The 26,289-nt window shown below is 70.6% G+C and carries 23 protein-coding genes; 15 read left to right on the top strand and 8 right to left on the bottom strand.

Annotated elements, in window-relative coordinates; translation table 11 throughout:
* Nucleotides 1-45 precede the first annotated feature (45 nt).
* The 3 genes from QSK25_RS05095 to QSK25_RS05085 all read right to left on the bottom strand — a co-directional run bounded on the left by QSK25_RS05095 (nt 46) and on the right by QSK25_RS05085 (nt 4,652).
* On the bottom strand, nt 46-1,821 hold the full coding sequence (locus QSK25_RS05095) for a CocE/NonD family hydrolase (RefSeq protein WP_285633649.1): 1,776 nt from the start codon (nt 1,819-1,821) through the stop codon (nt 46-48).
* Between the two features lie 575 nt (nt 1,822-2,396).
* On the bottom strand, nt 2,397-3,515 hold the full coding sequence (locus QSK25_RS05090) for a fatty acid desaturase family protein (protein ID WP_285633646.1): 1,119 nt from the start codon (nt 3,513-3,515) through the stop codon (nt 2,397-2,399).
* 69 nt (nt 3,516-3,584) lie between these two features.
* On the bottom strand, nt 3,585-4,652 hold the full coding sequence (locus QSK25_RS05085) for a ferredoxin reductase (RefSeq protein ID WP_285633643.1): 1,068 nt from the start codon (nt 4,650-4,652) through the stop codon (nt 3,585-3,587).
* A gap of 86 nt (nt 4,653-4,738) precedes the next feature.
* Here QSK25_RS05085 and QSK25_RS05080 point away from each other — a divergent pair, with 86 nt between their 5' ends.
* The 7 genes from QSK25_RS05080 (at nt 4,739) to QSK25_RS05050 (ending at nt 10,902) form a co-directional block, all read left to right on the top strand.
* Entirely contained in the window at nt 4,739-5,884 is a 1,146-nt protein-coding gene (locus QSK25_RS05080) for a PucR family transcriptional regulator (protein ID WP_285633639.1), read from the top strand.
* A 196-nt stretch (nt 5,885-6,080) separates the two neighbouring features.
* Nucleotides 6,081-6,632, top strand: coding sequence for an RNA polymerase sigma factor (locus QSK25_RS05075; RefSeq protein WP_285635231.1), 552 nt, complete (start codon nt 6,081-6,083; stop codon nt 6,630-6,632).
* Nucleotides 6,629-7,411 (top strand): zf-HC2 domain-containing protein, encoded by a 783-nt coding sequence (locus QSK25_RS05070; RefSeq protein WP_285633636.1) that lies wholly within the window; start codon nt 6,629-6,631, stop codon nt 7,409-7,411. The genes QSK25_RS05075 and QSK25_RS05070 overlap by 4 nt, the downstream gene beginning before the upstream one ends.
* A complete protein-coding gene (locus QSK25_RS05065) occupies nt 7,408-8,166 on the top strand; it encodes an ABC transporter ATP-binding protein (protein ID WP_285633633.1) in 759 nt (252 codons plus the stop codon). Before QSK25_RS05070 ends, QSK25_RS05065 begins: the two co-directional genes overlap by 4 nt.
* An 83-nt stretch (nt 8,167-8,249) precedes the next feature.
* Nucleotides 8,250-8,996 (top strand): ABC transporter ATP-binding protein, encoded by a 747-nt coding sequence (locus QSK25_RS05060; RefSeq protein WP_285633630.1) that lies wholly within the window; start codon nt 8,250-8,252, stop codon nt 8,994-8,996.
* Nucleotides 8,993-10,345, top strand: coding sequence for a hypothetical protein (locus QSK25_RS05055; RefSeq protein ID WP_285633627.1), 1,353 nt, complete (start codon nt 8,993-8,995; stop codon nt 10,343-10,345). The genes QSK25_RS05060 and QSK25_RS05055 overlap by 4 nt, the downstream gene beginning before the upstream one ends.
* Nucleotides 10,342-10,902: a hypothetical protein gene (locus tag QSK25_RS05050; RefSeq protein WP_285633624.1), complete on the top strand. Its 561-nt coding sequence runs from the start codon at nt 10,342-10,344 to the stop codon at nt 10,900-10,902. The genes QSK25_RS05055 and QSK25_RS05050 overlap by 4 nt, the downstream gene beginning before the upstream one ends.
* Here the strand turns inward: QSK25_RS05050 and QSK25_RS05045 are convergent.
* Genes QSK25_RS05045 through QSK25_RS05030 form a run of 4 tightly spaced genes read right to left on the bottom strand, consistent with a single transcriptional unit; the run spans nt 10,899 to nt 14,767 of the window.
* Nucleotides 10,899-12,107 (bottom strand): GDSL-type esterase/lipase family protein, encoded by a 1,209-nt coding sequence (locus QSK25_RS05045; protein ID WP_285633621.1) that lies wholly within the window; start codon nt 12,105-12,107, stop codon nt 10,899-10,901. The genes QSK25_RS05050 and QSK25_RS05045 overlap by 4 nt on opposite strands.
* Nucleotides 12,108-12,165: 58 nt before the next feature.
* A complete protein-coding gene (locus tag QSK25_RS05040) occupies nt 12,166-12,822 on the bottom strand; it encodes a response regulator (protein WP_285633618.1) in 657 nt (218 codons plus the stop codon).
* Nucleotides 12,819-13,943 carry a sensor histidine kinase gene (locus QSK25_RS05035; RefSeq protein WP_285633615.1) on the bottom strand — a complete coding sequence of 375 codons (1,125 nt, stop codon included), beginning with the start codon at nt 13,941-13,943 and terminating at the stop codon, nt 12,819-12,821. The genes QSK25_RS05040 and QSK25_RS05035 overlap by 4 nt, the downstream gene beginning before the upstream one ends.
* Nucleotides 13,940-14,767 (bottom strand): CPBP family intramembrane glutamic endopeptidase, encoded by an 828-nt coding sequence (locus QSK25_RS05030; protein ID WP_285633612.1) that lies wholly within the window; start codon nt 14,765-14,767, stop codon nt 13,940-13,942. Before QSK25_RS05030 ends, QSK25_RS05035 begins: the two co-directional genes overlap by 4 nt.
* 323 nt (nt 14,768-15,090) lie before the next feature.
* Here QSK25_RS05030 and QSK25_RS05025 point away from each other — a divergent pair, with 323 nt between their 5' ends.
* From QSK25_RS05025 to QSK25_RS04990, 8 genes are all read left to right on the top strand, one after another.
* Nucleotides 15,091-16,056: a TerC/Alx family metal homeostasis membrane protein gene (locus QSK25_RS05025; RefSeq protein WP_502881808.1), complete on the top strand. Its 966-nt coding sequence runs from the start codon at nt 15,091-15,093 to the stop codon at nt 16,054-16,056.
* Between the two features lie 282 nt (nt 16,057-16,338).
* Nucleotides 16,339-18,807 (top strand): excinuclease ABC subunit UvrA, encoded by a 2,469-nt coding sequence (locus QSK25_RS05020; protein WP_285633609.1) that lies wholly within the window; start codon nt 16,339-16,341, stop codon nt 18,805-18,807.
* A 70-nt stretch (nt 18,808-18,877) separates the two neighbouring features.
* Nucleotides 18,878-19,684: an IclR family transcriptional regulator domain-containing protein gene (locus QSK25_RS05015; protein ID WP_285633606.1), complete on the top strand. Its 807-nt coding sequence runs from the start codon at nt 18,878-18,880 to the stop codon at nt 19,682-19,684.
* A 73-nt stretch (nt 19,685-19,757) separates the two neighbouring features.
* Nucleotides 19,758-21,170, top strand: coding sequence for an amidohydrolase family protein (locus QSK25_RS05010; RefSeq protein ID WP_285633603.1), 1,413 nt, complete (start codon nt 19,758-19,760; stop codon nt 21,168-21,170).
* A complete protein-coding gene (locus tag QSK25_RS05005) occupies nt 21,170-22,297 on the top strand; it encodes a CaiB/BaiF CoA transferase family protein (protein ID WP_285633600.1) in 1,128 nt (375 codons plus the stop codon). The genes QSK25_RS05010 and QSK25_RS05005 overlap by 1 nt, the downstream gene beginning before the upstream one ends.
* Nucleotides 22,298-22,327: 30 nt before the next feature.
* Complete coding sequence (locus QSK25_RS05000) at nt 22,328-23,092, top strand: citryl-CoA lyase (RefSeq protein WP_285633598.1); 765 nt, start codon at nt 22,328-22,330, stop codon at nt 23,090-23,092.
* Nucleotides 23,093-23,095: 3 nt separating this feature from the next.
* A complete protein-coding gene (locus QSK25_RS04995; RefSeq protein WP_285633596.1) occupies nt 23,096-23,962 on the top strand; it encodes a dioxygenase family protein in 867 nt (288 codons plus the stop codon).
* Nucleotides 23,947-24,849, top strand: a complete 903-nt coding sequence (locus tag QSK25_RS04990; RefSeq protein ID WP_285633593.1) for a quinone oxidoreductase family protein — start codon at nt 23,947-23,949, stop codon at nt 24,847-24,849. The genes QSK25_RS04995 and QSK25_RS04990 overlap by 16 nt, the downstream gene beginning before the upstream one ends.
* Here QSK25_RS04990 and QSK25_RS04985 read toward each other — a convergent pair.
* A complete protein-coding gene (locus tag QSK25_RS04985; RefSeq protein WP_285633590.1) occupies nt 24,822-26,180 on the bottom strand; it encodes an alpha/beta fold hydrolase in 1,359 nt (452 codons plus the stop codon). The genes QSK25_RS04990 and QSK25_RS04985 overlap by 28 nt on opposite strands.
* Nucleotides 26,181-26,289 lie beyond the last annotated feature (109 nt).

Genomic DNA, 26,289 nt, shown 5'->3' with positions numbered 1-26,289 from the left:
CACCGGCGTTTCCGGCACACAGGGCCCCGGACGATCAGCTGCCGATCAGATCGCGCCGCCGACGATCGGCAGCACCACCTTGCTGACACCCAGCGACACGTTCAGCGCGATGCCGCTCGCGCCGGTGTCGGTCGCGATGTACCCGCTGTGGTTGGTGACGAGCACGATGCCGATCCGGTGCCCGGCCGGGACCATCGCGTCCCGCGCGTGCAGCTTCCAGGTGACGTCCACGGTGGTTCCGTTGGTGGGCAACGGGGTCGCGGACTCCAGCGACGACCTGTTCTTGGTGTCGATGGCGCCCTTGGTCAGCATCGTCGCGCTGACCGCCTGGATCGAGACCTCCGGTGGTTTGGCGCAGCCGGTGCGGTTCTTCAGGTCGTTCTTCGCGCACGTCTCGGTCGACAGCTGCAGCGGGCTGCGTTCGCTCAGCACCGCCTGACTGGTCGGCCCGTAGTCCACCAGCAACGCCGTGAGCGGCGTCGACGCCCGGTTCGAGGCGATCCGCGCCGTCACCCGGACCTCACCGCTCAGGCGAGCGTCCTTGGTGAGCGGTGCCGTCACGTAGGCGAGGCGGCGCGAGTCGGCCGTCTCCGGGTTGGCCATCATGAGCGACTCGCTGAGGTTCGCGTTGTCCCCCAGGCGTTGCGTGCCGCTCGTGACCGGGGTCGTGGTGAGCGAGCCGGACATCCCGTTCGCCGCCGGACCGAAGTACAGCGTGGTGTCCTGCGTGTTCGGCCGCGGCCAGCTCGCCGCCTGCTCCCAGCTGCCGTCGGGCTTCTGCACGTCGGCCACGGGCTCGCTCATGATCCCGTTGTTCGCGCCCTTGAGCCAGTGGTCCATCCACAGCCCCATGACGCGCTGCCACTCGGCCTGCCGGAACGAGATCGGGTCGAGGTGACCGCCGCGGTGCAGCCAGATCTTGCGCGGCACGTTCCGGTCCTGGAGCTCCTTCCACCAGCGGCCGAACTGGGACGGCTTGACGTTCCAGTCCGCCTGCCCGTGCACGACGAACACCGAGGCGGTCGTGTTCTGCGCACCCGGCCGGTAGTCGCGCGCCTTCCAGAACTGCGTGTAGTCCCACGACTCGTCGCCGTCCTGCGCCGTCAGCTTGTCGAAGACCGGCTTGCACTTGGCCTTCTGGGACGCGCTCACGACGTAGTTGGCGAGGAACGTCGGATAGTTCGACTCCCAGCCCTTGTACCCGATCCCCTGGTCGCGTGCGTACTCGTACCAGCTGGAGATCGCGGCGATCGGGACGATCGTCTTGACGCCGGGGATGTTGGCCGCCGCGGCGGCGTTCGGGAGCGTGCCGTTGTAGGAGACGCCGAGCATGCCCACGTTGCCGGTGCTCCAGGTGGCCTTGGCCTCACGACCGTCGGCGTAGAACGCCTTGGCCCTGCCGTTCAGCCAGTCGACCACGGCCTTGACGCTCGCGGTGTCCTCCGGGCCACCGGTGGTGGGGCAACCGGTGGAGCGGGAGGTGCCTTGCATCTCCATCTCCACGACCGCGTACCCGCGGGGCACGAAGTACTCGTCGTACCAGCGGCCGAAGCCTCTCGGGACGGTCATGGACTCGGCTTTCGCCGCACCCAGGCCGTAGTAGGGGCTGGCCTCCATGACGATCGGGACGCGCTCGGCGGTGTCCGGGCGCATGACGTCCGCGGCGATGCGGTCCAGCCTGCCGTCGGCGTCACTGTCGATTGTGGATTCTACGTAGACCGTCTCGGTGATCGCGGCCGCTGCGGCCTGCGCCGTCTGGACAGGGGTGTACACGGTCGCGGCTGTCAGCAGGGTGGCCGCGACCAGGTAGGCCTTTCGCATGGTTCCTCCGTTGGAGGGCCCGTTGTAGCTGCAGGGGTTCGGGCCCTCACTTACGGATCTCACCGGGTTTCGGGTGGGTGCCGGTACGGCCGAAAGATCTGTTTTGGTTCCGGTTCTGGCTGGGGTGCGAGTGGTTCCGGTTCCAGCGGGGTTGGTTGCGTCCCTCGGGTTGGGTCGCCTTGCGAGGATGGACGCGTAGGTCGGTTCGGACGTGCGGGGTGCGATTGGGGCTTGACCTTGAGCCTCTGGCGGGGCGCGTTCGCGGCCTCACAAGCCGGGGATGGAAGCACCCCGGCCGAACCGGACAGGTCCGGCACCCCGCCCCCTCAAGGTAAAGCCCCAATCGCCAAGGCAGGGGGAACCGGCTCGGTGGTGGGAAGCAGCCCATTCGGGCTCGCCCTCGCGTGCCAGGCCTCGGAAGTGGCTGGGTTGCGTTGACGGCTGTCCGGTTGGCACCGCGCGCCTGGCCAAGACGGTGGTCGGCCCGAGTTGGCGACTGCGGTCGGGGTGGAGGAACGACGCAGGGGTCCCGTTGCCGGGACCCCTGCGTCAGCTTGCTGTCGGACTCGTCGTGGTCAGGCCGCGACCAGTTCCTTCTCGCGGTCCGGGGTCTTGACCTTCGGCTTCTTGTTCGGCAGCGACAGGCGGAACACCTTGCGCCACGCCGAGAACACCTGCTTCGGCAGCGGGCCGGTCACGTACTCCAGCTCGTACTTCTCGAAGAGCGCGCGCACCTTCACGGCGACCTCGGCGTAGCGGTTGCTCGGCAGGTCCGGGAACAGGTGGTGCTCGATCTGGTGCGACAGGTTGCCGGTCATGAAGTGCATGGCCTTGCTGCCGCTGATGTTCGCCGAACCCATCATCTGGCGCAGGTACCACTGGCCGCGGGTCTCGCCCTTGATCGAACGGCGCTCGAAGACCTGGACGCCCTCCGGGAAGTGGCCGCACATGATGACGGAGTGGGACCAGAGGTTGCGGATCAGGTTCGCGGTGAAGGTCGCCGCGAGGGTCGTGAGGAACGACGGGCCCGACAGGAGCGGGTGGATCACGTAGTCCTTGAGGACCTGCTTGCGGATCTTGCGGCCGACGGCCTTGGCGCGGGCGCGGAACTCCGGGTTCTTGCGGCGGCGCTTGTGGAGGTTCTTGCCCAGTTCGAGGTCGTAGGCGGCGATGCCGTACTCGAAGAAGCAGGCGTTGATGAAGTTCCAGACGGGCTGGCCGAGGTGGATCGGGTGCCACTTCTGGTCCTCGTCCACGCGCATGATGCCGTAGCCGAGGTCGTTGTCCTTGCCGATCACGTTGGTGTACGTGTGGTGGAGCTCGTTGTGCGAGTGCTTCCACTGGTCGGCGGGCGAGACGTGGTCCCACTCCCAGGTGGTCGAGTGGATCTTCGGGTCGCGCATCCAGTCCCACTGGCCGTGCAGGATGTTGTGCCCGATCTCCATGTTGTCCATGATCTTCGCGACGGACAGACCGGCCGTGCCGATGATCCACGCCGGCGGGAAGAACGAGAACAGCAGGATGCCGCGGCTGGTCAGCTCCAGCTTGCGCTGCGCCGAGATGACCTTGCGGATGTAGGCGGCGTCCTTCTCACCACGGCTCGCGATGATCTCGTCGCGGATCGCGTCGAGCTCGCGGCCCAGTTCCTCGATCTGCTCTGCGGTGAGGTGCGCGGTGGGGTCGATGGCGGTCATGAATCTCGCTTTCCGGGGACAGTGGCTGGGGGACGGGCCACTTCGCGGGGGGAGGAAGTGTGGGGTGGGTCAGCGTTCGAGTTCGCAAGGGCCCGCCGCGGCGGACACGCAGGTCTGGACGAGCACGTGAGCCGTGGGGCTGTCCTCGGCCTGGGTGATCTCGCCGGTGCGCAGGTCTCTCACCGCGCCGGACTTCAGCGGCGTCACGCAGCCGAAGCAGATGCCCATGCGGCAGCCGGACGGCATCAGCACGCCCGCTTCCTCGCCGACGTTCAGCAACGGCGTGGCACCGTCCGCGGCGACGGTCTTGCCGGTCTTGCCGAACGTGACCTCGCCGCCCTCGCCCGCCACGACGACGGTCGGGCGGAAGCGCTCGGTGTGCAGTTTCTCGGCGATGCCGTGCTCGGCCCAGTGGGCCTCGGCGGCGTCGAGCAGGCCGGTCGGGCCGCACGCCCACGTCTCGCGCTCGGCCCAGTCCGGGACCAGCCGGTGCAGTTCGGCGACGTCGAGCATGCCGTCGGTGTCGGTGTGCAGCTCGACCAGCGTCAGCGACTTGTCCGCGACCAGGTCGTGCAGGTCGTTGCGGAAGATCACGTCTTCCTTGCGCGGCGCGGAGTGCACCATCACGACGTCGGTGAGCTTCGCGTCGCGCAGCATGCCCATGGCGGGCGTGATGCCGCTGCCGGCGGTCAGGTACAGCACCTTCGCCGGTTTCGTCGCGGGCAGCACGAACTCGCCGGTCGCCTGGTCGAGCTGGATGATCGTGCCGGGCTTCGCGTGGCGGACCAGGTGGTTGCTGACCTTGCCGCCGGGGATGGCCTTCACCGTGATGGTGATGCGGCCGTCGGCGCGGTTCGTCGGCGACGTCACCGAGTACGCGCGCCACAGGCGCACGCCGTCGACGTCGATCCCGATGCGGATGTACTGACCTGCGACGTGACCGCGCCAGCCCTTGCCGGGCCGGATCACGATGGTCGCGGCATCGGCTGTCTCGCGGTGCACGGCCTCGATGCGGCCGCGCAGGTCAGCGCCTGCTCGGAGGGGGCTGACCAGGTCGAGGTAGTCGGACGGCAGCAGTGGCGTCGTGACCAGCTCAAGCAGTTTCCACGCCCTGCTGCGGAGGGCGGCACTCGTCATGACTCCAGCTTGATGCGCCCTAGGGCGTAAAGTCCTGTCCGTAGGACGTGAATCTGCCGGGCCGGATTGTTCGCAGGGAACAAATCGTGACGCACGCAATGCGGCGAGCCACCGAACTCGCCCTCGATGAGAAGACCGTCACCGCGTTGCGCGCGGTGCTGAAGACGACCGCCGACGAGGTGGTCCGCGCCATCATCGCCGAGGTGCCGAGCTACGCCAACGCACTCTCCGGACGCATGGGTGGCACCATCCGCCGTGCGGTTCGCACGGCGCTAGGACACTACTTGGACCTCGCCGGCGGCACAGGCGGCGGCGGCGACGCGTCCGACGCCGCCTACGAACTGGGCCGGGGCGAGGTGCGCGACGGCCGCTCGATGGACGCGCTGCTCAGCGCCTACCGCGTGGGTGCCCGCGTGGCCTGGCGAGGCCTCGCCGCCGGGGCCGTTCCCGCAGGCCTGCCCGCCGCCGAGGTGGCGAAGTTCGCCGAGCTGACGTTCGCCTACATCGACGAACTGTCCGCCGCCAGCGCCGCGGGTCACGCCGACGAACTGGCCGCCCGGGGCATGGCCCACGAGCGCCACCTCGAACAACTCGCCCGAGACCTGCTCGCCGGCGCCAGCGCCGAGGTGCTGCTGGCCGACGCCGGACGGGCCGCGTGGCAACCGCCGTCGACGCTGACCGTCGTGCTGCTGCCCGCGGCCCAGGCACGCCCCGCCTACCGCCTGCTCGACCCCAGCACCCTGGTGCTCGACGACCTGCCCGACTCCACCGGCGTGCTGCTCGTGCCGGAAGCCGACCGCTCCCACCTCTTGCGGCAGCTCATCGGCCGTACAGCCGTGGTCGGTCCGGCACGTCCATGGATGCGTGCCTCCGCTTCTTACGCACGGGCCGTACGCGCGCGCTCCTTGTCCCCCGACATCCGCGACACCGAGGAACACCTCGCGTCTCTGGTGCTCAGCGCCGACCCGGACGCCTACGCGGACCTGCGGGCGCGGGCGCTCGCTCCGTTGCTCGAGCTGCCGGTCGCGACCTCCCGGAAGCTGGAGGAGACGTTGCGGGCCTGGTTGCTGCACCACGGGCGGCGGGAGGAGGTGGCGGCGACGTTGTTCGTGCACCCGCAGACGGTGCGGTACCGGATGCAGCAGCTCCGCGACCTGTTCCCGGACCTGGGGTCGGCGCAGCGGGTGCTGGAGCTGACGCTGGCGGTGGCGTTGCCGACGGCCTCTGACTAGCTCGAACCAGCGAAACCTGGGACAGGTGGCGGCCAGGCAGCACTGGGGCATGGCCCGAGAATCTGGCTGGTCGTGGCTGGTGCCCGGTGAGGTTTTTCGGTCAACACTGAAGCAATAGTGCTGTTTGTTGTGGCGCGCGCCACACCGGTGCGAGAACCTCTACCGCGATCTCGACGTCTTGCGGAGTGTGAGAGCCATCCGGGGTGAGCCGGCCGACCTCGACGAGGAACAACTCGTGCGCCGCGTGGCACGAGGTGACCGGCGTGCGTTCGAGGAGCTGTACCGGCGGACGTCGCCGTGGTTGACGGTGCGGTTGCGCAGGCGGTGCGCGGACGACCAGGTCGTCGCCGAGGTGTTGCAGGAGACCTACCTGGCGGTGTGGCGGGCGGCGGACGCCTTCGCCGGCGCGGCCGCCGGTGGGAGTGCGGTCGGGTGGTTGTGGACGATCGCGGCGCGGCGGTTGATCGACGCGTTCCGGCGGCGGGCTCATCACGCCTCACCTCCTGCGGCGGCGGCTCCGGAGCGTTCCACGCCCGGTGCCGAGGAGGCCGTGCTGGACGGAGTCGTCGGGGACGAGGTGGGGGACGCGTTGCGGCGGCTCGCTCCCGAGTTGCGGCAGGTGTTGCAGGCGATGGTGCTGGACGGGTTGTCGGTGCGGGAGACGTCGGTGTTGCTCGGGGTGCCGGAGGGGACCGTCAAGACGCGGGCCCGGCGTGCCCGGATCGCGATGAGGGAGGCCTTGGCATGACCACGAACCACCCGTCCGAGCCGTTGCTGCGGAGGTATGCGCGTGGTGATGCCGACCTTCCCGCCGACCAGTTGTGGGCGGTCGAGGCGCACCTGGAGACGTGTGCGCCCTGCCGCGGCAGGCTCGCACCCGAGCCGATCGCCGAGGCGGTGTGGGCCGAGCTCCTGCCGCAGCTCGACAGCACGCCGCAGATGCCTCGTTCGAGGAGGCGCTACGGGTGGGTTTCGCCCGCGGCCGGGCCGTGGCTCGCGGCGATCCTGCTGGTGACCGCCGCGGCCGTGGTGCTGGACCGCATCGGGTTCGCGGTGGGTGATCGGGTGTCGGTGGTGCTGCTGGTCGCGCCGGTGCTGCCGGTGCTCGGGGTGGCGGCGTCGTGGAGCCGGGCGCTGGATCCCGCGTACGAGCTGACCGCCGCCACGCCCCGGGCCGGGTTGCCTTTGGTGTTCCGCAGGACGGCGGCGGTACTGGGGGTGCTCGTCCCCGGCCTGACCATCGCCGGTCTCGTCACGGACGTCGGGTTCGCACGGTGGTTGTTGCCGTGCCTGGCGTTCACGCTCGGCACGCTCGCGCTCGGCACGCTCGTCGGCGTCACGCGGGCGGCCGTCGCGCTGATCGCGGCCTGGGCGGTCGTGATCGTGGCGCCGACGATCGCGTTCACCAGGACGTCCACGGCGTTCGACGCCGAGGCCGCGCCGGTGTGGGCGGGCGTGCTGGCGGTCAGCGTCGTGGTGATCGTGCTGAGAAGGATGACGTTCACAAGGCTGGAGGCGAACCGATGACCGCGCCCACCACGTACGCCTGGGAGATCGCGACCGAGAACCTCAGGGTGAAGGCCGGGAGGCGGATGGCGGTCGACGGCGTCACGCTGAAGATGGGGCGCGGAGTGCACGGGCTCCTGGGGCCGAACGGCGCGGGCAAGACGACGCTCATCCGGGCACTCGCGACCGTTCTCGAACCCGCGGCGGGCGAGCTGCACCTGTTGGGCGGCATGGAGTCGAGGGAGCTGCGGAAACGGGTCGGGTACCTGCCGCAGGAGTTCGGGCACTACAAGCGGTTCACGGTCCGGGAGTTCGTCGCGTACGTGGCGTGGCTCAAGGAGATGCGCGACATCCCCGCGGCGACCCAGCGGGCGATCGACCGGGTCGGGCTCGCGGACCGGGCCGACGACAGGATGAAGACGTTGTCGGGCGGCATGATCCGCAGGGTCGGCATCGCGCAGGCCATCGTCAACGACCCGGAGATCCTGCTGCTCGACGAACCGACCGCGGGCCTCGATCCCGCGCAACGGCTCAGGTTCCGCGAGCTGCTCACCGAACTCGGCACCGACGCGTGCGTGGTCGTCTCCACCCACCTGGTCGAGGACGTCGCCGCCGCGTGCACTGACGTAGTTCTGCTGTCCCAAGGAAAACTCGTCTTCCAGGGCACGCCGGCAGACCTCACCGGCCAAGGCGCGGAACACCACCCCGGCGACAGCCCGATCGAACGCGGCTACAGCGCCGTGCTCGGCCTCCCCGACCGCCCCGGCACGTGGTGAGCCACGTCACACCACCCGGAGAACCTCGAGCGCACCAACGCCGTCTAGCCGGGTGAAGCGGAAAACACTTGAGGGAGAACAGGATGCGGGCGATCGAAACCGACACCCTGGTGGTGCGCCGGGGAAAGCGCAACGCGGTGAACGGGCTCAGCCTGAGCCTCGGCCGGGGCGTGCACGGGCTGCTCGGCCCGAACGGCGCGGGCAAGACGACGCTGATCCGCACGCTCGCCACCGTGCAGCAGCCGACCAGCGGCACGATCCAGCTGCTCGGCAGAGACTGCGGTGACTTCAAGGCGGTGCGCCGCAAGCTCGGCTACCTGCCCCAGCACTTCGGCTACTACAGGCGGTTCAAGGTGCGGGAGTTCGTCGAGTACCTGGCGTGGCTGAAGGAGATGCCCGCCAAGGAGATCCCGAAGGCCGTTCACAGCGCACTCGACCGCGTCGGCCTCGCGGACCGCGCGGACGACCGGATGAAGTCGTTGTCCGGCGGCATGATCCGCCGCGTCGGCATCGCGCAGGCCATCGTCAACGACCCGGAGCTCCTCCTGCTCGACGAACCGACGGTCGGCCTCGACCCGGCGCAACGGCTGAGGTTCCGCGAACTCGTGGCCGAACTGGGACAACGGAGTTGCGTGCTGATCTCCACGCACCTGGTCGAGGACGTCGCGGCGGCCTGCACGGACGTCGTGCTCGTCAACGAGGGATCGCTGGTGTTCCGGGGAACTCCGCGCGACCTCACGGACGCCGGCACGGACGCGCACGTCGGCGACAGCCCGATCGAACGCGGCTACTCGGCGTTGATCAGCGCGAACACCGGGGGTGCCTGGTGACCGGACTGCGCATCGAACTGCGGCGCTCCACCGCGCTCTGGGCGGGCCTGGTGGTCCTGGCGTCCGGCACCGGGATGCTGTGGCTCATCACGTCGGAGGGCTCGCTCTGGAAGGGCAACTCGACGTCGGCCGTGCTCGAGTTCCGCTTCCCGATCGCCTACGTCTGGGCGCTCGTCGTCGGACTGGCCACCCTGCAGGGGATGCGCGACAGCCGGGCGGGCGTGACCGAACTGTTCGCCACCACGGCGAAACCGGCCTGGAGGCGGCTCGGCACGCTCGCGGGCTCGGTGGCGGGCGTCGTCGCGGTGGCGGCGGCCCTGCTGTGCCTCGGACTGGTCGCGCGGGTCGCGTTCACCGGCGGGTTCGTGTCGATCGGGTTCGTCCCGCTCGCCCTGACCGCGGTACTGGCGCTCGCGTCGAGCACGTTGCTGGGCCTCGCGATCGGACGGATGCTGCCGCACCCGCTGACCGTGCCGGTGGCTCTGGTGGCGACGTTCATGATCGCGACGACGGCGGGGCGGGCACTCGAGGTCCGCTCCCCCGGCGACGAGATCTCCGCGCTCGCCCTGCTCACGCCCGTCATGGACCCGCCGGAGTCGGACCTCGTGACCACCTCGACGTCGGTCGACCTGGGTCAGCTCGCCTGGTTCACCGGTCTCGGCGTGACGGCGTTCCTGCTGCTCGTGAACCGCGGCCTGCTCGGTCGTCTGGCCGCACTGGTCCCGGCCGGGCTCGCGCTCGCCCTCGCGTTGGCGATCATGCCGGCCAAGTTCTCCGACGTGATCGTGTCCGACTCCATCGCGAGCAAGCTGGTGTGCGACGACGACGTCTGCGTCGGCCAGGCGCACGCGGAGCACCTCCCCGCCGTGGCCGAGGCGGGCAAGGCGGCGCTGGCCAAGCTCGCCGTGCTGCCCGGCGCACCGAAGGCCGTCCACGAGGACACGTCCGCGATGGCGCACCTCACGCCGACGCGGCGAGACGAGCGCGTCGTCTACCTGAACACCAACGCCTTTCCCCGGACGCTGAGGATGACGCCGGACGAGATCCGCCTCGAACTGCTCGCCGGCGCGGGAGTCGCCTCCTGCTCCGTGCCGTCCTCCTTCAACACCTTCGAGGGAACCGTCCGCTACGTCACCGCCGGCTACTTCAACGGCGAACTGGTGCAACTGCCCTCCGAGCCCCACATGTGGGCGAACGACCGGCTCCGCGGCGAGATCGACGAGACGTGGCGGCAGTTCCGCAGTCAGCCGGATTCAGAGCAGCTCGAGCGGGTCACCGAAGTGCGGCGGATGATGCTGGCGTGCGAGGACCCCGAACGCATGCTGGACGTGCTGAAGGCGGGCCGATGAGGCCTCTCACGCTGTACGCCCGCTCCCGCAACGTCCCGTCCGCCCTGGTCGTCCTGCCGGTGGTCGTGCTAGTCGCCTGGTCCGCGCTGCACTCGCCGTGGACGCCGCTGAGCGCGTCCCTGACCTGCCTGGCCGCCGTGCTGGTGGCCACCGTCGGGCTCGCGGGCCAGGACCCCGAACTGGACGCCTCCACCGCCGTGCCCTGGCCGTTCTGGCGGCTCGCGCACCTCCTGCTCGCCACCCTCACCGCCACGGCGGCCGTGCTCCTGGTGCAGGAGCTCGGCTCCGAGCCGTCCAGCGCCACGTTCGTCGTGCGCGACACCGCGGGCATGATCGGCCTGGCCGGGCTGGCCGCGGCGGTCGCCGGAGCGAGGCTCGCCGCCACCGCCCCGGTGCTGTGGTGGGCGGTGGCGGCGATCATGCCGCCGGGTGAGTCCGTCACGGCCAGGGTCGTCACGTGGCCGCTCGGTTCCCCCGACGACGCCGCGACGACGTGGACGGCCGCGATCCTGTTCGCGAGCGGCGTCACGGCCTACAGCGTCAAAGGCAGCCGTTAGACGAGCGTCTCCAGCGCGATGTAGTCCGCGATCGCCTGCTGTCCGGTGATGTTCGCGTGAACGCCGTCGCCCGTGTCGTAGCGCGGGTTGACGGCGTTCGGCCGGATCGGGTCCTCCAGCACCTGGTCGAAGTCCTGCACCGAAGCGCAGGTGTCCGAGCAGTCGCCGCCGCGCTTCACGAAGTCGTTGACGGCGTGGCGGTCGACGTTGTTCTGGTCGCTGTAGCCGGGACGCGGCGTGATCGGGGTGACGTGCACGGCGATCCCGGCCTTGCGCAGCCGCTCGAACACCGCGCGATAGCTCGCGACGATCTCATCGGCTGTGCAGCCGTTCGCCAGGTCGTTCGTGCCGTAGTAGTAGATGACGTCCGTGACGCCGTGCAACGCGAGCACGTCCCGTTCCAGCCTCGTACGAGCATCGAGCCCGACGAACGGCGCAGGAGTGCGCGGGCAGACCGCGCTGGTCGTGCCGCTGATCCCGGCGTTGGCCACCGCGAGCTGAGGACCGCCGGACGCCACGACCTTGCGCGCCAGCACGTCGGCCCACCGCTTGTTCGTGCCGATCTCGGTGCATCCGGGACCGCAGTTCGTGCTGCCCACGCCGTCGACCACCGAGCTGCCGAACGGCACGACCGTCCCGCGCAGCTTCGGATTCACCACGTCGACCGCGCTGACCACGTACGTCGACTGGACCTTCTCCGTGAACGCGGCACCCTTGTCGGTCGTCCTGTCCCCCGTGCCCGGCGGGGTCAGGTAGTTGTCCCGGAACGCCGACTCGTGCCGTCCCGGCACGACGTCCCCGGCGACGTGCATGCTCACCGCGAGGTCCGCGCCCGGCGTCGTGGCCAGGGTGGTGCGGTCGCTCCACATCTCGCCGCCGGCGGGGATCGTCACCGACCGGCGGCCGGCGAACGTCACGTCCCGCGTCGCGTCCACCGCCGCCCCACCGGCGCTCACCGCCACGGTCGTGCGGTCGATGGTCAACGGCTGCTCGCCGAACGTGTTCTGCACCCGGATGCGGACCGCGCTGCCGCCCTGGCTGAGGTGCGTGATCATCCGCATCGACTGGTCGTGCAGCGTCACGGGCGCGAGGTGTTGCTGCGACTGCGCCCACGACGTGAACCACACCGGGCGGTCGGCTTCGGCGACGGGCGTGAGCAGGGCGGCAACGGCGAGCACGGTCGACACGATCGCAGGAGTTCTCATGCCGAGGTTCTTACCGCTTCGTGACGACGAGGTCACGTCTCGTAATCACTGGACAAGATCAGTTCACCAGGCCGCGCCGATACGCGTAGACGACCGCCTGCACCCGATCCCGCAGGTCGAGCTTGGTCAGGATGCGCGACACGTAGGTCTTCACCGTCTCCTGGCTGATCACCAGGGCCGCCGCGATCTCGCTGTTGGACAGGCCCTCCGCGATCAGCCGCAACACCTCCAGCTCGCGTGGCGCGAGCTGGGTCTCCGCGACCTCCTCGGCGGGCCGGATGCGCGCCGCGAACCGCCCGACGAGCTGCCGCGTCACCTCGGGCGCCAGCAACGCCGCACCGCTCGCGACCGTCCGGATGCCGTGCAGCAGCTGCGCCGGCGGCGCGTCCTTCAACAGGAACCCGCTGGCCCCGGCGCGCAACGCCTCGTAGACGTACTCGTCCAGGTTGAACGTCGTGACCACGAGGACCTTCACCGGGTCCGGCACGCCGGCGCCCGCCAGCAACCGGGTCGCCCCGATGCCGTCGAGCACCGGCATCCGCACGTCCATCACGACGACGTCGGGCCGCAGCCGCCCGGCGAGGTCGACCGCCGCGCGGCCGTCCCCGCACTCCGCCACGACCTCCAGGTCGGGCTGGGCGTCGATGATCGTCGCGAACCCCGTGCGGATGAGCGCCTGGTCGTCGCACACGAGCACGCGCACCGGTGTGGTCACGCCGGGTTCCCCGCCGGGATGCGGGCCTTCACCACGAACCCGCCGTCGCGCCGCCCCGCCGAGAACTCGCCGCCGAGCACGTCCACCCGCTCGCGCAGCCCGGCCAGCCCGCGGCCGCCGCCCCCGACCGGACTGGACGACGCGGCGCCCTCCGTGCCGACCTCCACCGTGATGTCCCTTTCGCCGTACCGCACGTAGACGTTCGTCGCGTTGCCGTGCGCGTACTTCAACGCGTTCGTCAACGCCTCCTGCACCACCCGGTACGCCACGGCCTCGGCGCTGCCCGCGTCACCGGTCGCCTCGCCCTCCTCGGCGAACTCCACGGGCTGTCCGGCCAGCCGGGTCTGCTCGACCAGCGTGCGCAGGTCGCCGACGCGTTCCGGGCTGTGGTCGGGGTTCAGCAGGTCGAGCAGGTGCCGCAGGTCCGTGAGCGAACGCCGGCCGGTGTCGGTGATCGCCTGCAGCGTCCGGTCCAGCTTGTCGGGCGCCGCCGACAGGTACCGCGCCGCCTCCGCCTGCACCACCATCGCCGTCACGTGGTGCGTCACGACGTCGTGCAGTTCGCGGGCGATCAACGTCCGTTCGGCGACGCGGGTGGCCGCCGCGACGTGCCGCCGCCGTTCGGCCTCGGCACTGCGCGAGAGCCGCAGCCACGCGCCGATCGCCCACGCCGCCGCCAGCGCCAGGTAGAAGGTGACGAACCCGGCCACGCCTTCGGTGGACCCCTTGGCGTCCAGTGCCAGGGCCAGCCCCACGTAGGCCACCGAGGCCCCGATCACCGTGGCCCGCCGATGACGTTCCAGGTGCAGCCCGGCGCTGATCAACGCGACCGCCAACGCCGTCCCCGCCACCGTGTGGTAGCCGCGCAGCTGGTCCACGCTGAACGCGACCGACACCAGCGCGAGGCAGATCAGCGGCCACTTGCGGCGGAACACGAGCGGCAGGCACTCCACCGCGATCACGACGATCGCCAGCCAGTCGAACGGCCGCGTCGGCAGCTCCCCGAGCTGGGTTCCCTTGCTGTACAAGGCGGGGATCGCCGAGCCGACCGCGAGCGCCAGCGCGATCGGCGCGTCCTGGACGCGGACGTCCAAGCCGCGCCACCACTGGAGGCTGATCACGCGCCGAGGGTAGCGGCCGGGGCCGTGGCGCCGCGGCGGGGCACGAGGTGCCCCCTGCGCTTCGCCAGCCACAGGAACGCCGCGGTCACCGCGATGCCGAACACCACCGAGTAGATGCTGGCCTCGGGCCCGAACGCGCCACCGCTCACGACCGCCGGCCCGGACGTGACGCCGTCCAGCAGCCCCTGCGGCGCGTCCTGCCCGGACACGCTGGTGCTGAAGATGCCGCCCTGCGCGTAGTTCCAGGCGAAGTGCACGCCGATCGGCACCCACAGGGTGCGGGTCGCGGCGTACGCGGCGGCCAGCATGAACCCGGCCTCGACGGCGATGGCGAGCGACGTCCACAGCGTCGCGTTGGCGTTGAAGAAGTGCGCGAACCCGAACAGCAGACCGCTGAGGGTCAACGAGACCCCCGTGCCGAAGCGTCGTTCGACCAACCGGAACAACAGGCCGCGGAACATCAACTCCTCGGTGACCGCGACCGCCGCCATGAACCCGAAGATCGCCAGCGCCCCCGTGACCGACCCGAGCCCGCGCACCTCGTACCCGCCCAGGAACGCGATGTTGGCGATCACCGCCGCGAACATCAGCAACCCGATCAGCGCGCCCCTCGCCAACGCGCCCGGAGCGGTCTTCCACGCCACCTCGGTGGGTTCGCGGTGTTCGGTCCTCCGCACGATCCAGCCGTAGGCGGCCACCGCCAGCACGGCCGCCAGCAGGCCCACGACCAGCGTCAACGGCCAGTTCCAGCCGAGCGCCTGCACTCCGGTGCCGGCCACCCACGACACCGCCACCACCACGACGATCTGCAACAGGATTCGCATGGCCGAAACGCTAAAGATCACGCCGCTCCGGCACGTCCCCGCGCGGTGGACACCTGCGTGTAGCTCGTACGGGGGACACGGCGGCGATAGGCGGCGACTCTCACCGCCCCACCCAAGGTGACCGCGCCTCCCGCGCCCTGAGATCCACCCCACTATCGGGTTACTTGAGCATTACCAACCCTTTACCTATGCTGTCCGGCGAGGGGAGTACTTCCCAAGCGCCTGCCCGGTCAGTACGGACATCCCCAGCGGTGTCCCCGGGAGGCCGCCCCACCAGGGGTGAAGGAGACCTCGAACGATCTTGTTCGAGGAGGTCCCTGCCCGTGCAATCCGTGGCATCCCCCGCACTGTGGTTCATCAGCATCGCGGTGCTGCTCGGTCTGCTGATCGTCGACTTCCTGGTCACGCGACGCCCGCACGAGGTGTCGCTCAAGGAAGCGGCCGGCTGGTCGATCTTCTACCTGGCGCTGCCGTTCGTGTTCGGCCTCTGGCTGTGGTTCGAGTTCGGCAGCGGCCAGTCGCTGGAGTTCGTCACCGGGTTCGTGGTGGAGAAGTCCCTCTCGGTCGACAACCTGTTCGTGTTCATGCTGCTGCTCGCGGCGTTCAGCGTCCCCAGCGAGATCCAGCAACGCGTGCTGCTCTACGGCATCGTGGGCGCTTTGGTGCTGCGCGGCATCTTCATCGCGGCCGGTGCGGCGATGCTGTCGGCCGGCACCTGGGCGTTCCTGGTGTTCGGCCTGGTGCTGTTCGCGTCCGCGGTGAAGATCCTGCACGCCGCGCTGGCCGGGGAACCCGAGGCCAAGGACACGTCGAAGATGCGGTCCGTGCGGTTGCTGCGCAGGCTGATGCCGGTCACCGACGACTACCGCGGCACGAAGATGATCGTGCGCGAGCACGGCCGCCGCGCGCTCACACCGCTCGCGATCGTGGTGGTGGCGATCTTCGCGACCGACGTGGTGTTCGCGATCGACTCGGTGCCCGCCGTCTACGGCATCACCGAGGACCCGTACCTGGTCTTCACCACCAACGCGTTCGCGCTGCTCGGCCTGCGCGCCCTGTACTTCGTGCTGCACTCGGCACTGGCCAAGCTCGTGCACCTCAACCACGGCCTCGCGCTCATCCTGGCGTTCATCGGCGTGAAGCTGGTGCTGCACTGGGCGCACGACGTGTGGCCGTCCGTCCCGACGATCCCGACGCCCGTGTCGCTGGCCGTCATCATCGCCACGCTGGGGGTCGTCACCCTGACCAGCCTCCGCGCCAACCGCAGGGAACCAGCCAGTTTGGACTGATCGCCATGGCCACCGCGCGCCTGTTCGACTTCCTCGTGGACGTCAGCGTGACACTGCTCGTGCTGACCGCACTGGTGATCGCCTGCGCGGTGCTGGCGTCCAGACCGTAGGCCGTGTCCTGCAAGTCTGTCAGGTGGCAGGCGCGGGTGAGCGAGCCGGAGACGGTGCCGCCGCGGTGCCCTCATACCGGAGGTATTCGGGCGGCGTGGCGGTGCCGCCTCCGGGTCCCTCGGCCGCCACTGTCGCCCGACGGACTTGCAGGACACGGCCTAAGTTCGGTGCATGCAGGATCAGCCTTTGGCCATCGAGGTGCGGGGCGCGCGGGTGCACAACCTGCGCGACGTCGACGTCACGGTGCCGCTGCGCCGGCTCGTCGCGATCGCCGGGGTGTCCGGGTCGGGCAAGTCGTCGCTCGCGATGGGCGTGCTCTACGCGGAGGGCTCGCGGCGCTACGTCGAGGCGTTGTCGACGTACACGCGGCGCCGGATGTCCCAGGCGCCGCGGGCAGCGGTCGACAGCGTGCGGCACGTCCCGGCCGCGCTCGCGTTGCGGCAACGGCCGGGCGTGCCGGGCGTCCGCAGCACGTTCGGCACCTCGACCGAACTGCTCAACGTGCTGCGGCTGCTGTTCTCCCGGCTCGCCTCGCACGTGTGCCCCAACGGGCACCGGCAGGAACCGTCGATCGACGTCGCGGCGGAGATCGGCGTGACCTGCCCGGTGTGCGGGGTGACGTTCAACCCGCCCGGTGCGGAGGCGCTGGCGTTCAACTCCGACGGCGCGTGCCCGCACTGCACCGGCACCGGGGTCGTGCGGGAGGTCGACGACGACCGGCTGGTGCCCGATCCGTCGCTGACGATCGCCCAGGGTGCCGTCGCGCCGTGGGGCATGTTCGGGTTGTCGGTGATGCCCGAGGTGGTGGGCGAGTTCGGGGTGCGCACCGACGTGCCGTTCGCCGACCTCACCGACGCCGAGCGCGAGATCGTCCTGAACGGCCCGGCCGAGAAGCGGCAGATCCGGGTGCCGTCGAAGGCCGGTCGGCTCTTCGACCTGAACTTCACCTACCGCAACGCGCGCCTCGCGGTGCGCGAGGCGTTGGACAACGCCACCACCGAACGCGGCCTCAACCGGGTCAACCGGTTCATCAGCACCCAGACCTGCCCGACCTGCCACGGCACGCGCCTGTCCCCCGCCGCGCTGGCCCCCCGGGTCGACGGGATCAACCTCGCCGAGGCCACCTCGAAGACCCTGGACGACCTGGTCGCCTGGGTTCCGCCCGTCGTGCGGGCCCTGCCCGGCGACATGCGCGCGATGGGCGAGAGCATCGCCGCCCAACTCCTCGGCACCGCGCGGCGCCTCGTCGAACTGGGGCTCGGCTACCTGAGCCTGGACCGGGCGTCCACGACCCTGTCGACCGGCGAACGCCAGCGCGTCCAGCTCGCGCGGGCCGTGCGCAACGAGACGACCGGGGTGCTCTACGTCCTCGACGAACCGTCGATCGGGCTGCACCCGTCCAACGTGGACGGACTGCTCGGCGTGGTGCGGGACCTGTTGCGGGACGGCAACTCCGTGGTCCTGGTGGACCACGACGTGCAGGTGCTGCGCGAGGCCGACTGGCTGATCGAGATCGGTCCCGGCTCGGGCGCGGAGGGCGGGCGGGTGCTGGCCTCCGGCACGGTGGCGGCGCTCGCCGAGCACCCGGACTCGTTGCTGGGCGGCTTCCTCGTCGGCCGCGAGCCCGTGGTCGTGCGGGACCGGGCGCCCGACCCGTTCGAGCACGGGCGGATCCACCTGGCCACGCGGCCGGTGCACACCGTCCACGCCCTCGACCTCGACCTCCCGGCCGGGCGGCTGACCGCGGTCACCGGTGTCTCCGGTTCGGGCAAGACCACGCTGGTGCTGGAGAGCCTCGTGCCGGCGGTGCGGGCCAAGAACGCCGGCGAACGGCTGCCCGCGTGGGTCGCGGAGGTCGACGCCGGGGCGATCACGCGGGTCAACGTGGTCGACGCGACCCCGATCGGCGTCAACGTCCGCTCGACCGTCGCCACCTACAGCGGCGTGCTCGACGACCTCCGGCGGGCGTACGCGGCGGTGGCGGACGGGCTGACCGCGAGCGACTTCTCCTACAACACCGGGTCGTTGCGCTGCCCGCGCTGCGAGGGCACCGGGGAGATCTCGCTCGACGTGCAGTTCCTGCCGGACGTCGACATCGCCTGCCCGGACTGCGGCGGCACCCGCTACTCCCCCGCCGCGAGCGCGTACGTGCGCGACGGGATCACGTTGCCGGCGCTGCTCGCGCTGACCGTGCGGCAGGCCGTCAAGCGCGTGGGAGGCCTGCGGAAGGTGCGCACGCGGCTCCAGTCGCTGATCGACCTCGGTCTGGGCTACCTGACGCTGGGCGAGGCCACGACCGCGTTGTCCGGTGGTGAGGCGCAACGGCTGAAACTCGCCTCGGAGCTCGACCGCGACCAGTCGGACGCGTTGTTCGTGCTGGACGAACCCAGCGTGGGCCTGCACCCGCTCGACGTCCGCACGCTGCTGGCGGTGATCGGACGGCTCACCGACCGGGGCGCGACCGTGGTGGTCATCGAGCACGACCTCGACCTGATCGCCAACGCCGACCACGTGGTGGACATGGGGCCTGGCGGTGGGGCGGCGGGCGGAAGGATCGTCGCCGCCGGCACGCCCGACGCGGTCGTCGCCGCACCCCTGAGCCTCACCGGCCGGTACCTGGGCCGCCACCTCCAGCCCTAGTGGCCACATCGGCCGCGACCCCGGCGAGCGACTTCCGACTCAGCGGACAGCTGTCCGTTATCGTGGGCGCATGCCTGCTCGCCCTGACACCGGCCCCGACTTCATCGAGGCGCTGGCCCGCGGCCTGGACGTGATCCGCGCCTTCCAGCCACTGCGCCCGGTGATGACGCTGAGCGAGGTCGCCGCCGCCACGGACCTGGCCCGGCCGACCACCCGCCGCATCCTGCTCACCCTGGTCGAACTCGGGTACGCGCGGCAGAGCGAGGCCGGCTTCGCGCTCACCCCGAGGGTCCTCGAACTCGGCGTCGCGTACGTGCACTCGATGGGCCTGTGGGACGTGGCGCGGCCGCACATGGAACGGCTGTGCGCGCGCACCAACGAGTCGGTGTCGATCGCCCAGCTCGACGGCTCGGACATCGTCTACGTCGCCCGCGTGGCCGTGCCGAAGATCGTCACGCTGTCGGTGCAGATCGGCACGCGCTTCCCGGCGTTGCCCACCTCGCTCGGGAAAGTGCAGCTCGCCGCACTGGCACCGGACGAACTGGAGGCCGTGCTCGCGCAGCCGACCCGGTCCGGGCTCACCTCGCGCTGGAACCCCGGGGCGGCCGAGCGCGACGCCGAGCTGCGGGACGTGCGGGCGCGCGGGTGGGCGTTGACCGACGAGCAGCTGGCGCTGGGCATCCGGTCGATCGCGGCGCCGTTGCGCGACGGGAACGGCACGGTGATCGCCGGGATCAACGTCAACTGCCACGCGTCGGAGACCTCGGTCGAGCGGATGGTCGATCATCACCTGCCCCTGCTGCTGCAGGTCGCGGGCGAGATCAGCGCGGACTTCGCCCGGCTGGGCACGGTGCCGCACGAGGTCGTCGCGTCCTGAGGGGTTGACCGGGCGGCGGAGAAGGTTGAGGATTCAACGGACACCTGTCCGCCAGACGGTCAAGGAGTTCCCGATGAGTTCCATCGTCCTGAGAAACGGCACTGTCCTGACCATGGCGGGCCCACCCCTGCCCGACCACGACGTCCTCGTCGTGGACGACCGGATCGCGGCGGTCGGACCGGGGTTGGAGGTACCGGAGGGGACCGTCGAGATCGACGCCACGAACGGCATCGTGATGCCGGGCATGATCGACACGCACCGGCACATGTGGCAGACGGCGATGCGCGGCTACGGCGCCGACTGGACGCTGACGCAGTACTTCGTCTGGTACTACCTGGAGTGGGGCAAGGTCTTCCGGCCGCAGGACATCCACGCCGGCAACCTCCTGGGCGCCGCCGAGGCGCTGGACGCCGGTGTCACCACGACCGTCGACTGGTCGCACGGCCTGCAGACCCCCGACCACGCCGACGCCGCCGTGGACGCGTTGCGGGCGGTGCCGGGCCGGTTCGTGCTGGCGTACGGCAACATCCAGGACAGCCCGGCCTCGTGGACGGCCAAGCCCGAGTTCCGCGACTTCGTGTCCCGGCGCATGACCGGTGACGACATGCTGGGCTTCCAGCTGGCGTTCGACGTCACCGGCGACCCGTCGTTCCCGGAGAAGCCCGCCTTCGAGGTCGCGCGCGAACTCGGCGTGCCCGTCACGACGCACGCGGGTGTGTGGGGCGCGACGAACGACGACGGCATCAGGCTCATGCACGACAACGGGTTCATGACGCCGGAGTCCATCTACGTGCACGCGGCGACGTTGTCCGCCGACTCCTACCACCGCATCGCGGCGACCGGCGGATCGATCTCCGTGTCGACCGAGAGCGAGCAGAGCGCGGGCCAGGGCTACCCGCCCACCTGGGCGATCCGCGAGCACGGCATCCCGGTGTCGCTGTCGATGGACACCTCGGTGTGGTGGAGCGGCGACCTGTTCTCGGCGATGCGCACGACCCTGGGCGCCGACCGGTCCCGCGAGCACATGGCCGCGCACGCCGACAACGACACCGTCACGCACTCGTCGTTGCGCGCCGAGCAGGTCGTGCAGTGGGCGACGCTGGGTGGCGCTCGGGCGTTGGGACGCACCGACCTGGGCAGTCTCGAAGTGGGCAAGAAGGCCGACGTCGTGCTGCTGCGCAACGAGAACTCCCCCGCGATGTTCCCGATCCTCAACCCGTACGGCCACGTGGCGTTCCAGGCGCAACGGTCCGATGTGGACACCGTGATCGTGAACGGCAGGATCGTGAAGCGCGACCACAGGTTGGTCGGCGTCGACCTCGGCGCGATCCGCTCGCAGGTGTCGCGGACCGTCGACCACCTGCGCGCGCAGCTCGGCGAGGAGGCGTGGCGCAAGGGCATGAACCCCGACATCCCGGAGTCCAAGGTGCTGGACAACCCGTACACCTACACCGAGTACCGCGGCGACACCAGGACGTCCGTCTGATGGGTGCGCTCGACGGACTGCTCGTCGCCGACTTCTCCCGCGTGCTGGCGGGCCCGTACGCGACCATGCTGCTGGCCGACATGGGTGCCTCGGTGGTCAAGGTCGAGGGCCCGGCCGGGGACGAGACCCGCACGTGGATGCCGCCCGTCCGGGAGGACGTCTCGACCTACTACCTCGGCGTCAACCGGGGCAAGCGGTCGATCGCCCTCGACCTGCGCGACCCGGACGACGCCGCGCTCGGCCGTGAGCTGGCCCGGCGCGCGGACGTGGTGATCGAGAACTTCAAGCCCGGCGGCCTGGCCAAGTACGGCCTGGACCACGCCTCGGTCAGCGCCGCGAACCCGCGAGTCGTGTACGCGTCGATCACGGGTTTCGGGTCCGGCGCGGGCAGTCACGTGCCCGGCTACGACCTGATGGTGCAGGCGATCTCCGGCCTGATGAGCCTGACCGGTGATCCGGACGGGCCGCCGTACCGCGCGGGCATCTCGGTGTTCGACGTGATGGCGGGCAACCACGCGGTGATCGGCATCCTCGCGGCGTTGCGGCACCGGGACGCGACCGGTACCGGGCAACTCGTCGAGGTGAACCTGCTGTCGTCGGCGTTGACCGGTCTGGTGAACCACAGCTCGGCGTTCGTGGCCGGTGGGGTCGTGCCGTTCCGGATGGGCAACGCGCACCCGAGCGTGTTCCCGTACGAGCCGTTGCCGACCGCCGACAACGACCTGATCGTGGCCGCCGCGAACGACGGCCAGTTCCGGCGGTTGTGCGAGGTCCTGGGGTTGCCGGAGATTCCGGACGACCCGAGGTTCGCCCGCAACGCCGACCGGACCCGCAACCGCGAGGAGTTGCGGCCGGTCCTGGAGGAACGGCTGCGCACGCGGAACGCGGTGGAGTGGTTCGACCTGCTGGTGGCGGCCGGGGTGCCGTGCGGGCCGATCAACACGATCGACGGCGGGTTCGCGATGGCCGAACGGTTCGGGCTCGACCCCGTCGTGGTGGTCGGCGACGTCCCGACGACGCGGCACCCGATCCGGTTCTCGCAGACGCCGGCGGAGTACGAACTGCCGCCGCCCGCCCTGGACGAGCACGGCGAAGAGTTGCGCGCATGGCTGAAGGAGGAGCAGTGAGGGGTCTCGTCCCGCGCCCGAAGGAGTCTCGTGGCCACCTATGAAACGGCGCTCGGCGCGTCGACCACCGACACGATCACGTTGCTGGGCAAGGACCTCGCCCGGGACGTGATGGGCACCGTCGGGTTCGGCGAGCTGGCGTTCTGGCTCGCCACCCAGCGCAGGCCGAGTCCCGGCGAGACGAGGTTGTTCGAGGCGGTGCTCGCGGCCCTGGCCGACCACGGGTTCACACCGACCGCGATCGTCAGCCGCCTGACGTTCCTGTCCGCGCCGGACTCGGTGCAGGGCGCGCTCGCGGCCGGGCTGCTCGGCGGCGGGTCGCGGTTCCTCGGCGTCACGGAGGACGCCGGGCGGTTCCTGCACGACGTCGTCAGCGGCACGGACTCCACCGACTGGGACGCGCTGGCGCTGGAAACGCTGCAGGCTCAAGGCAAGGCCCGCATCCCCGGCCTCGGCCACCACGTGCACAAGAACGGCGACCCGCGCACCGCCCGCCTCTACGAGATCGCCGAGGAGGAGGGCCTGGTCGGGCCGCACCTGTCGTTGTTCGCGGCGATCGGCCGGGTGCACCCGCGGGTGCTGGGCAGGACGTTGCCGCTCAACGGCGCCGGCACGTGCGGGGCGGTGCTCGCCGACCTCGGGCTGCCGCTGGAGTTGTTGCGCGGTTTCGCGTTGCTGGCCCGCACGGCCGGGTTGATCGGACAGCTAGCCGAAGAGCTGCGCAACCCCGTCGCCAACGAGATCTTCCTGTCCGTCGATTCGAACACCAGGTCCGTCGCGCCCGTCGAGGAGTGAGCAATGCAGCTCGTCACCGAGGACAACATCACCGCACTCGCGCAGCAGCGCTGGGCGACCGCGAAGGAGCCGCGGACCGCCCAGCTGATGACCGCGCTGGTGCGGCACCTGCACGACTTCGCCCGCGAGGTGCGGCTCACCGAGGCCGAGTGGATGGCCGCCGTTCAGTGGCTCACCGCCACCGGGCAGATCAGCGACGAGAAGCGCGAGGAGTTCATCCTCGCCTCGGACGTGCTGGGGCTGAGCATGCTGGTCGTGCAGATGAACCACCGGTTCGACGCGGCCGCGACTCCGGCGACGGTGCTCGGGCCGTTCCACATCGACGGCTCCCCCGAACTCGGGTTCGGTGGTGACATGTCCGACGACGTCGACGGAACCCCGCTCTACATCAGGGGAACCGTGCGGTCGCTGGACGGGACGCCGGTGGCCGGGGCGGTGCTGGACGTGTGGCAGGCCGACGCCGAGGGCGCGTACGAGGCGCAGCTCGAGGTGGACGAGGCGCGGTTGCGGGCGAAGTACCGGGCGCGCGAGGACGGGTCGTACTGCGTGCGGACGATCACGCCGAAGGGGTACGCGATCCCGATGGACGGGCCGGTCGGCGCGTTGATCGAGCAGACCGAGATCAGCTACTTCCGCCCGGCGCACGTGCACTTCCTGCTGACCGCGGACGGGTTCGAGCCGTTGATCACGCACCTGTTCGAGGAAGGCGCGGAGTACCTCGACAGCGACGTGGTGTTCGGTACCAAGCAGGAGCTGGTGGTGCGGTTCGTGCCGCAGGAGCCGGGGCCGACGCCGGACGGCGGTTCTTCTTCTGTGCCCTGGGTCCTGGCGGAGTACGACTTCGTGTTGCAGCCGTGCGCGCCGCGGTAGTCGTTCGTCCCGGTCAGCCGCCGTCGCTCGCTGACCGGGGCGAGCCCACCGCCGGCCCCGGCCAGGTCGTGGTGGACGTGGCCGCCGCGCCGATCACGCCGCTCGACCTGTTGTGCGCCGGCGGGACCTCGTACTTCGGGGTGCCGGAGACGCCGTACGTGCCCGGGGTGCAGGGCGTCGGGACGGTCGACGGGCGTGCGGTGTGGTTCCCGACGACCGCCGGGATGGCGCCCGGTGACGGGAGCATGGCCCCGAAGGCGTTGGCACGGCAGGAAGACCTCGTGTTTCTGCCGGCGGTCGACCCCGTGCTGGTGGCGGCGCTGGGGTTGTCCGCGGTCGCCGCCTACATGACGTTGCAGGTCGGTGGACTCGTCGCGGGTGAGTCGGTGGTGGTGCTCGGGTGCGGCGCGGTCGGGCAGTCCGCGATCCAGCTCGCCCGGCTGCTCGGCGCCGGGCGGGTGATCGCGGCGGCACGGTCTGCATCGGCACGGGAACGTGCCGTGCGCGCCGGCGCCGACGTGGTGGTGCCGCTGGAGGACGTCGGTGTTGCTGGTCAGGGCGCCGATCTGCTGATCGACCCGTTGTTCGGGGAGCCCGCCGCCACGGCCGCCCGGGCGTTGCGTCCGGGCGGCCGGTGGGTGAACCTCGGCGGGTCAGCGGGCGAGACGAGTCCGGTCACGTCGTCGACGTTGCGCAGCAAGTCGTTGCGGCTGCTGGGGTACACCAACAACGAGCTGACCGCGCAGCAACGGGCCGAGGCCGTCTCGGTGATCGCCCGGTACGCCGCCGAGGGCGCGCTGACCGTGGATCACGAGGTGGTGCCGCTCGCCGACGTCTCCGACGTGTGGCACCGCACCGGTCACGGCCGGGTCGTGCTGGCCATGTAGTCCTGCAGCTTCTTCAGCGTGACCGGGTCGTCGGTGCCGCCGCCGTGGCCGACCCGGTCCGTGACGACGTGGATCGCCTTGCGCCCCAGCTGCTTCTGCACGCCGTCGGCCCAGGTCCTCGGGGTGGCGGGGTCGAGGCTGTTGCTGAGCAACAACGTCGGGTGCTGGCTGCGTGACGACACGGGCTTCGGGCGTCCGGTCTCCGGGCCGCCGACGCAGATCGAGGTGTAGTTGCTGGCGTTCGTCGAGTAGCCCACGACCGGAGCGGCCTTGCGCGTCGCGTTCAGGTCGCCGCGCGCTTCCCGCACCGAGGCGAGCGCGAACGGCCAGTCGGAGCAGACGTTCGGGTCGGCGTACTCGAACCGGTGCGGCAACTCACCTCCCGGGTCGTCCGGCGTGGGGTTGCGGCCCTCGGCGAGGGCGTGCAGGCCCTGTGCGGCCTCGGCGAAGTCCCGCGTGCCGAAGATCTCGAAGTAACGCGTGATCATGGCCTCCGACCAGGGGAAGCCGTAGAACGTGCCGGGGATCTTCGTGGCGGTGCGCCGGGCCTGCCGGAAGACCTCGGCCGGGTCCTGGCCGTGCAGCGCGCAGTCCGGGGTGTCGGCGCACCACCGGGTGAACTTCGTGAAGATCGCCTCGACGCCCGCCGCAGCCGTCGCCATGAACTCGCGGCGGCTCAGACCGGGGTTCATCACGCCCTCGAGCACCGAGCCGTCGACGTGCCGGCCGAACCGCTCCAGGTAGCGCTCGCCGAGCAACGTGCCGTAGGAGAGGCCGTAGATGCTGACCCTGTCCGCATTGACGGCCTTGCGCAGCGCGTCGGCGTCGTTCGCGGTGCTGTAGGCGTCGAGGTGCTGGTCCAGGCCCGGCACGCCGGTCGTGCAGGACGCCCAGAACGCCTTCTGGTCCTTTTGGAGCTGCTCGAACGCCCGCGCGCCGGTCGGCGGGACGTACGGGACCTTGAGCGCCTTGGCCAGGTCGCACGTCGTGGGGTGGCTTTCGCCGACGCCGCGCGGGTCCAGTGAGATCAGGTCGTAGCCGGGCAGGGCGCGTTTCAGCGTGCCGAAGGTGAAGTCGCCGGGCTGGCCGGGTCCGGACGGGAAGCTCAGGATCGTGCCCTTGCTGTTGTCCGCCTTCCACCGGTAGACCCGCAGGCCGACCGTCCGGTCCGGCTTCGCCCAGTCGATCGGCACGGTGAGCGTGCCGCACTCGACCCCGTCGGCGACGGGTTTGTCGCACTTGCCCCAGCCCAGGTCCGGTTGCGCCGTCGCCACCGGCGTCAGGGTGAGCGTGATCATCGCGGCCGCGACCGCTGCTTTCAGGATTGCCACGCGGTTCAGAATGGATCTCCTGCTCGTCAGCCCGCATCACGCTGAAGGGTGGCGCCGGGGTACGCCTCAGGTCGTACCGGATGCGGGGGTGATCATGGCGTGCCAGCAT

This window comes from Lentzea sp. NBRC 102530, from assembly GCF_030269365.1.
Lineage (GTDB): Bacteria > Actinomycetota > Actinomycetes > Mycobacteriales > Pseudonocardiaceae > Lentzea.
The sequence above is the reverse complement of the archived record's forward strand: the minus strand, read 5'-3'. Positions and strand labels throughout refer to the sequence as shown.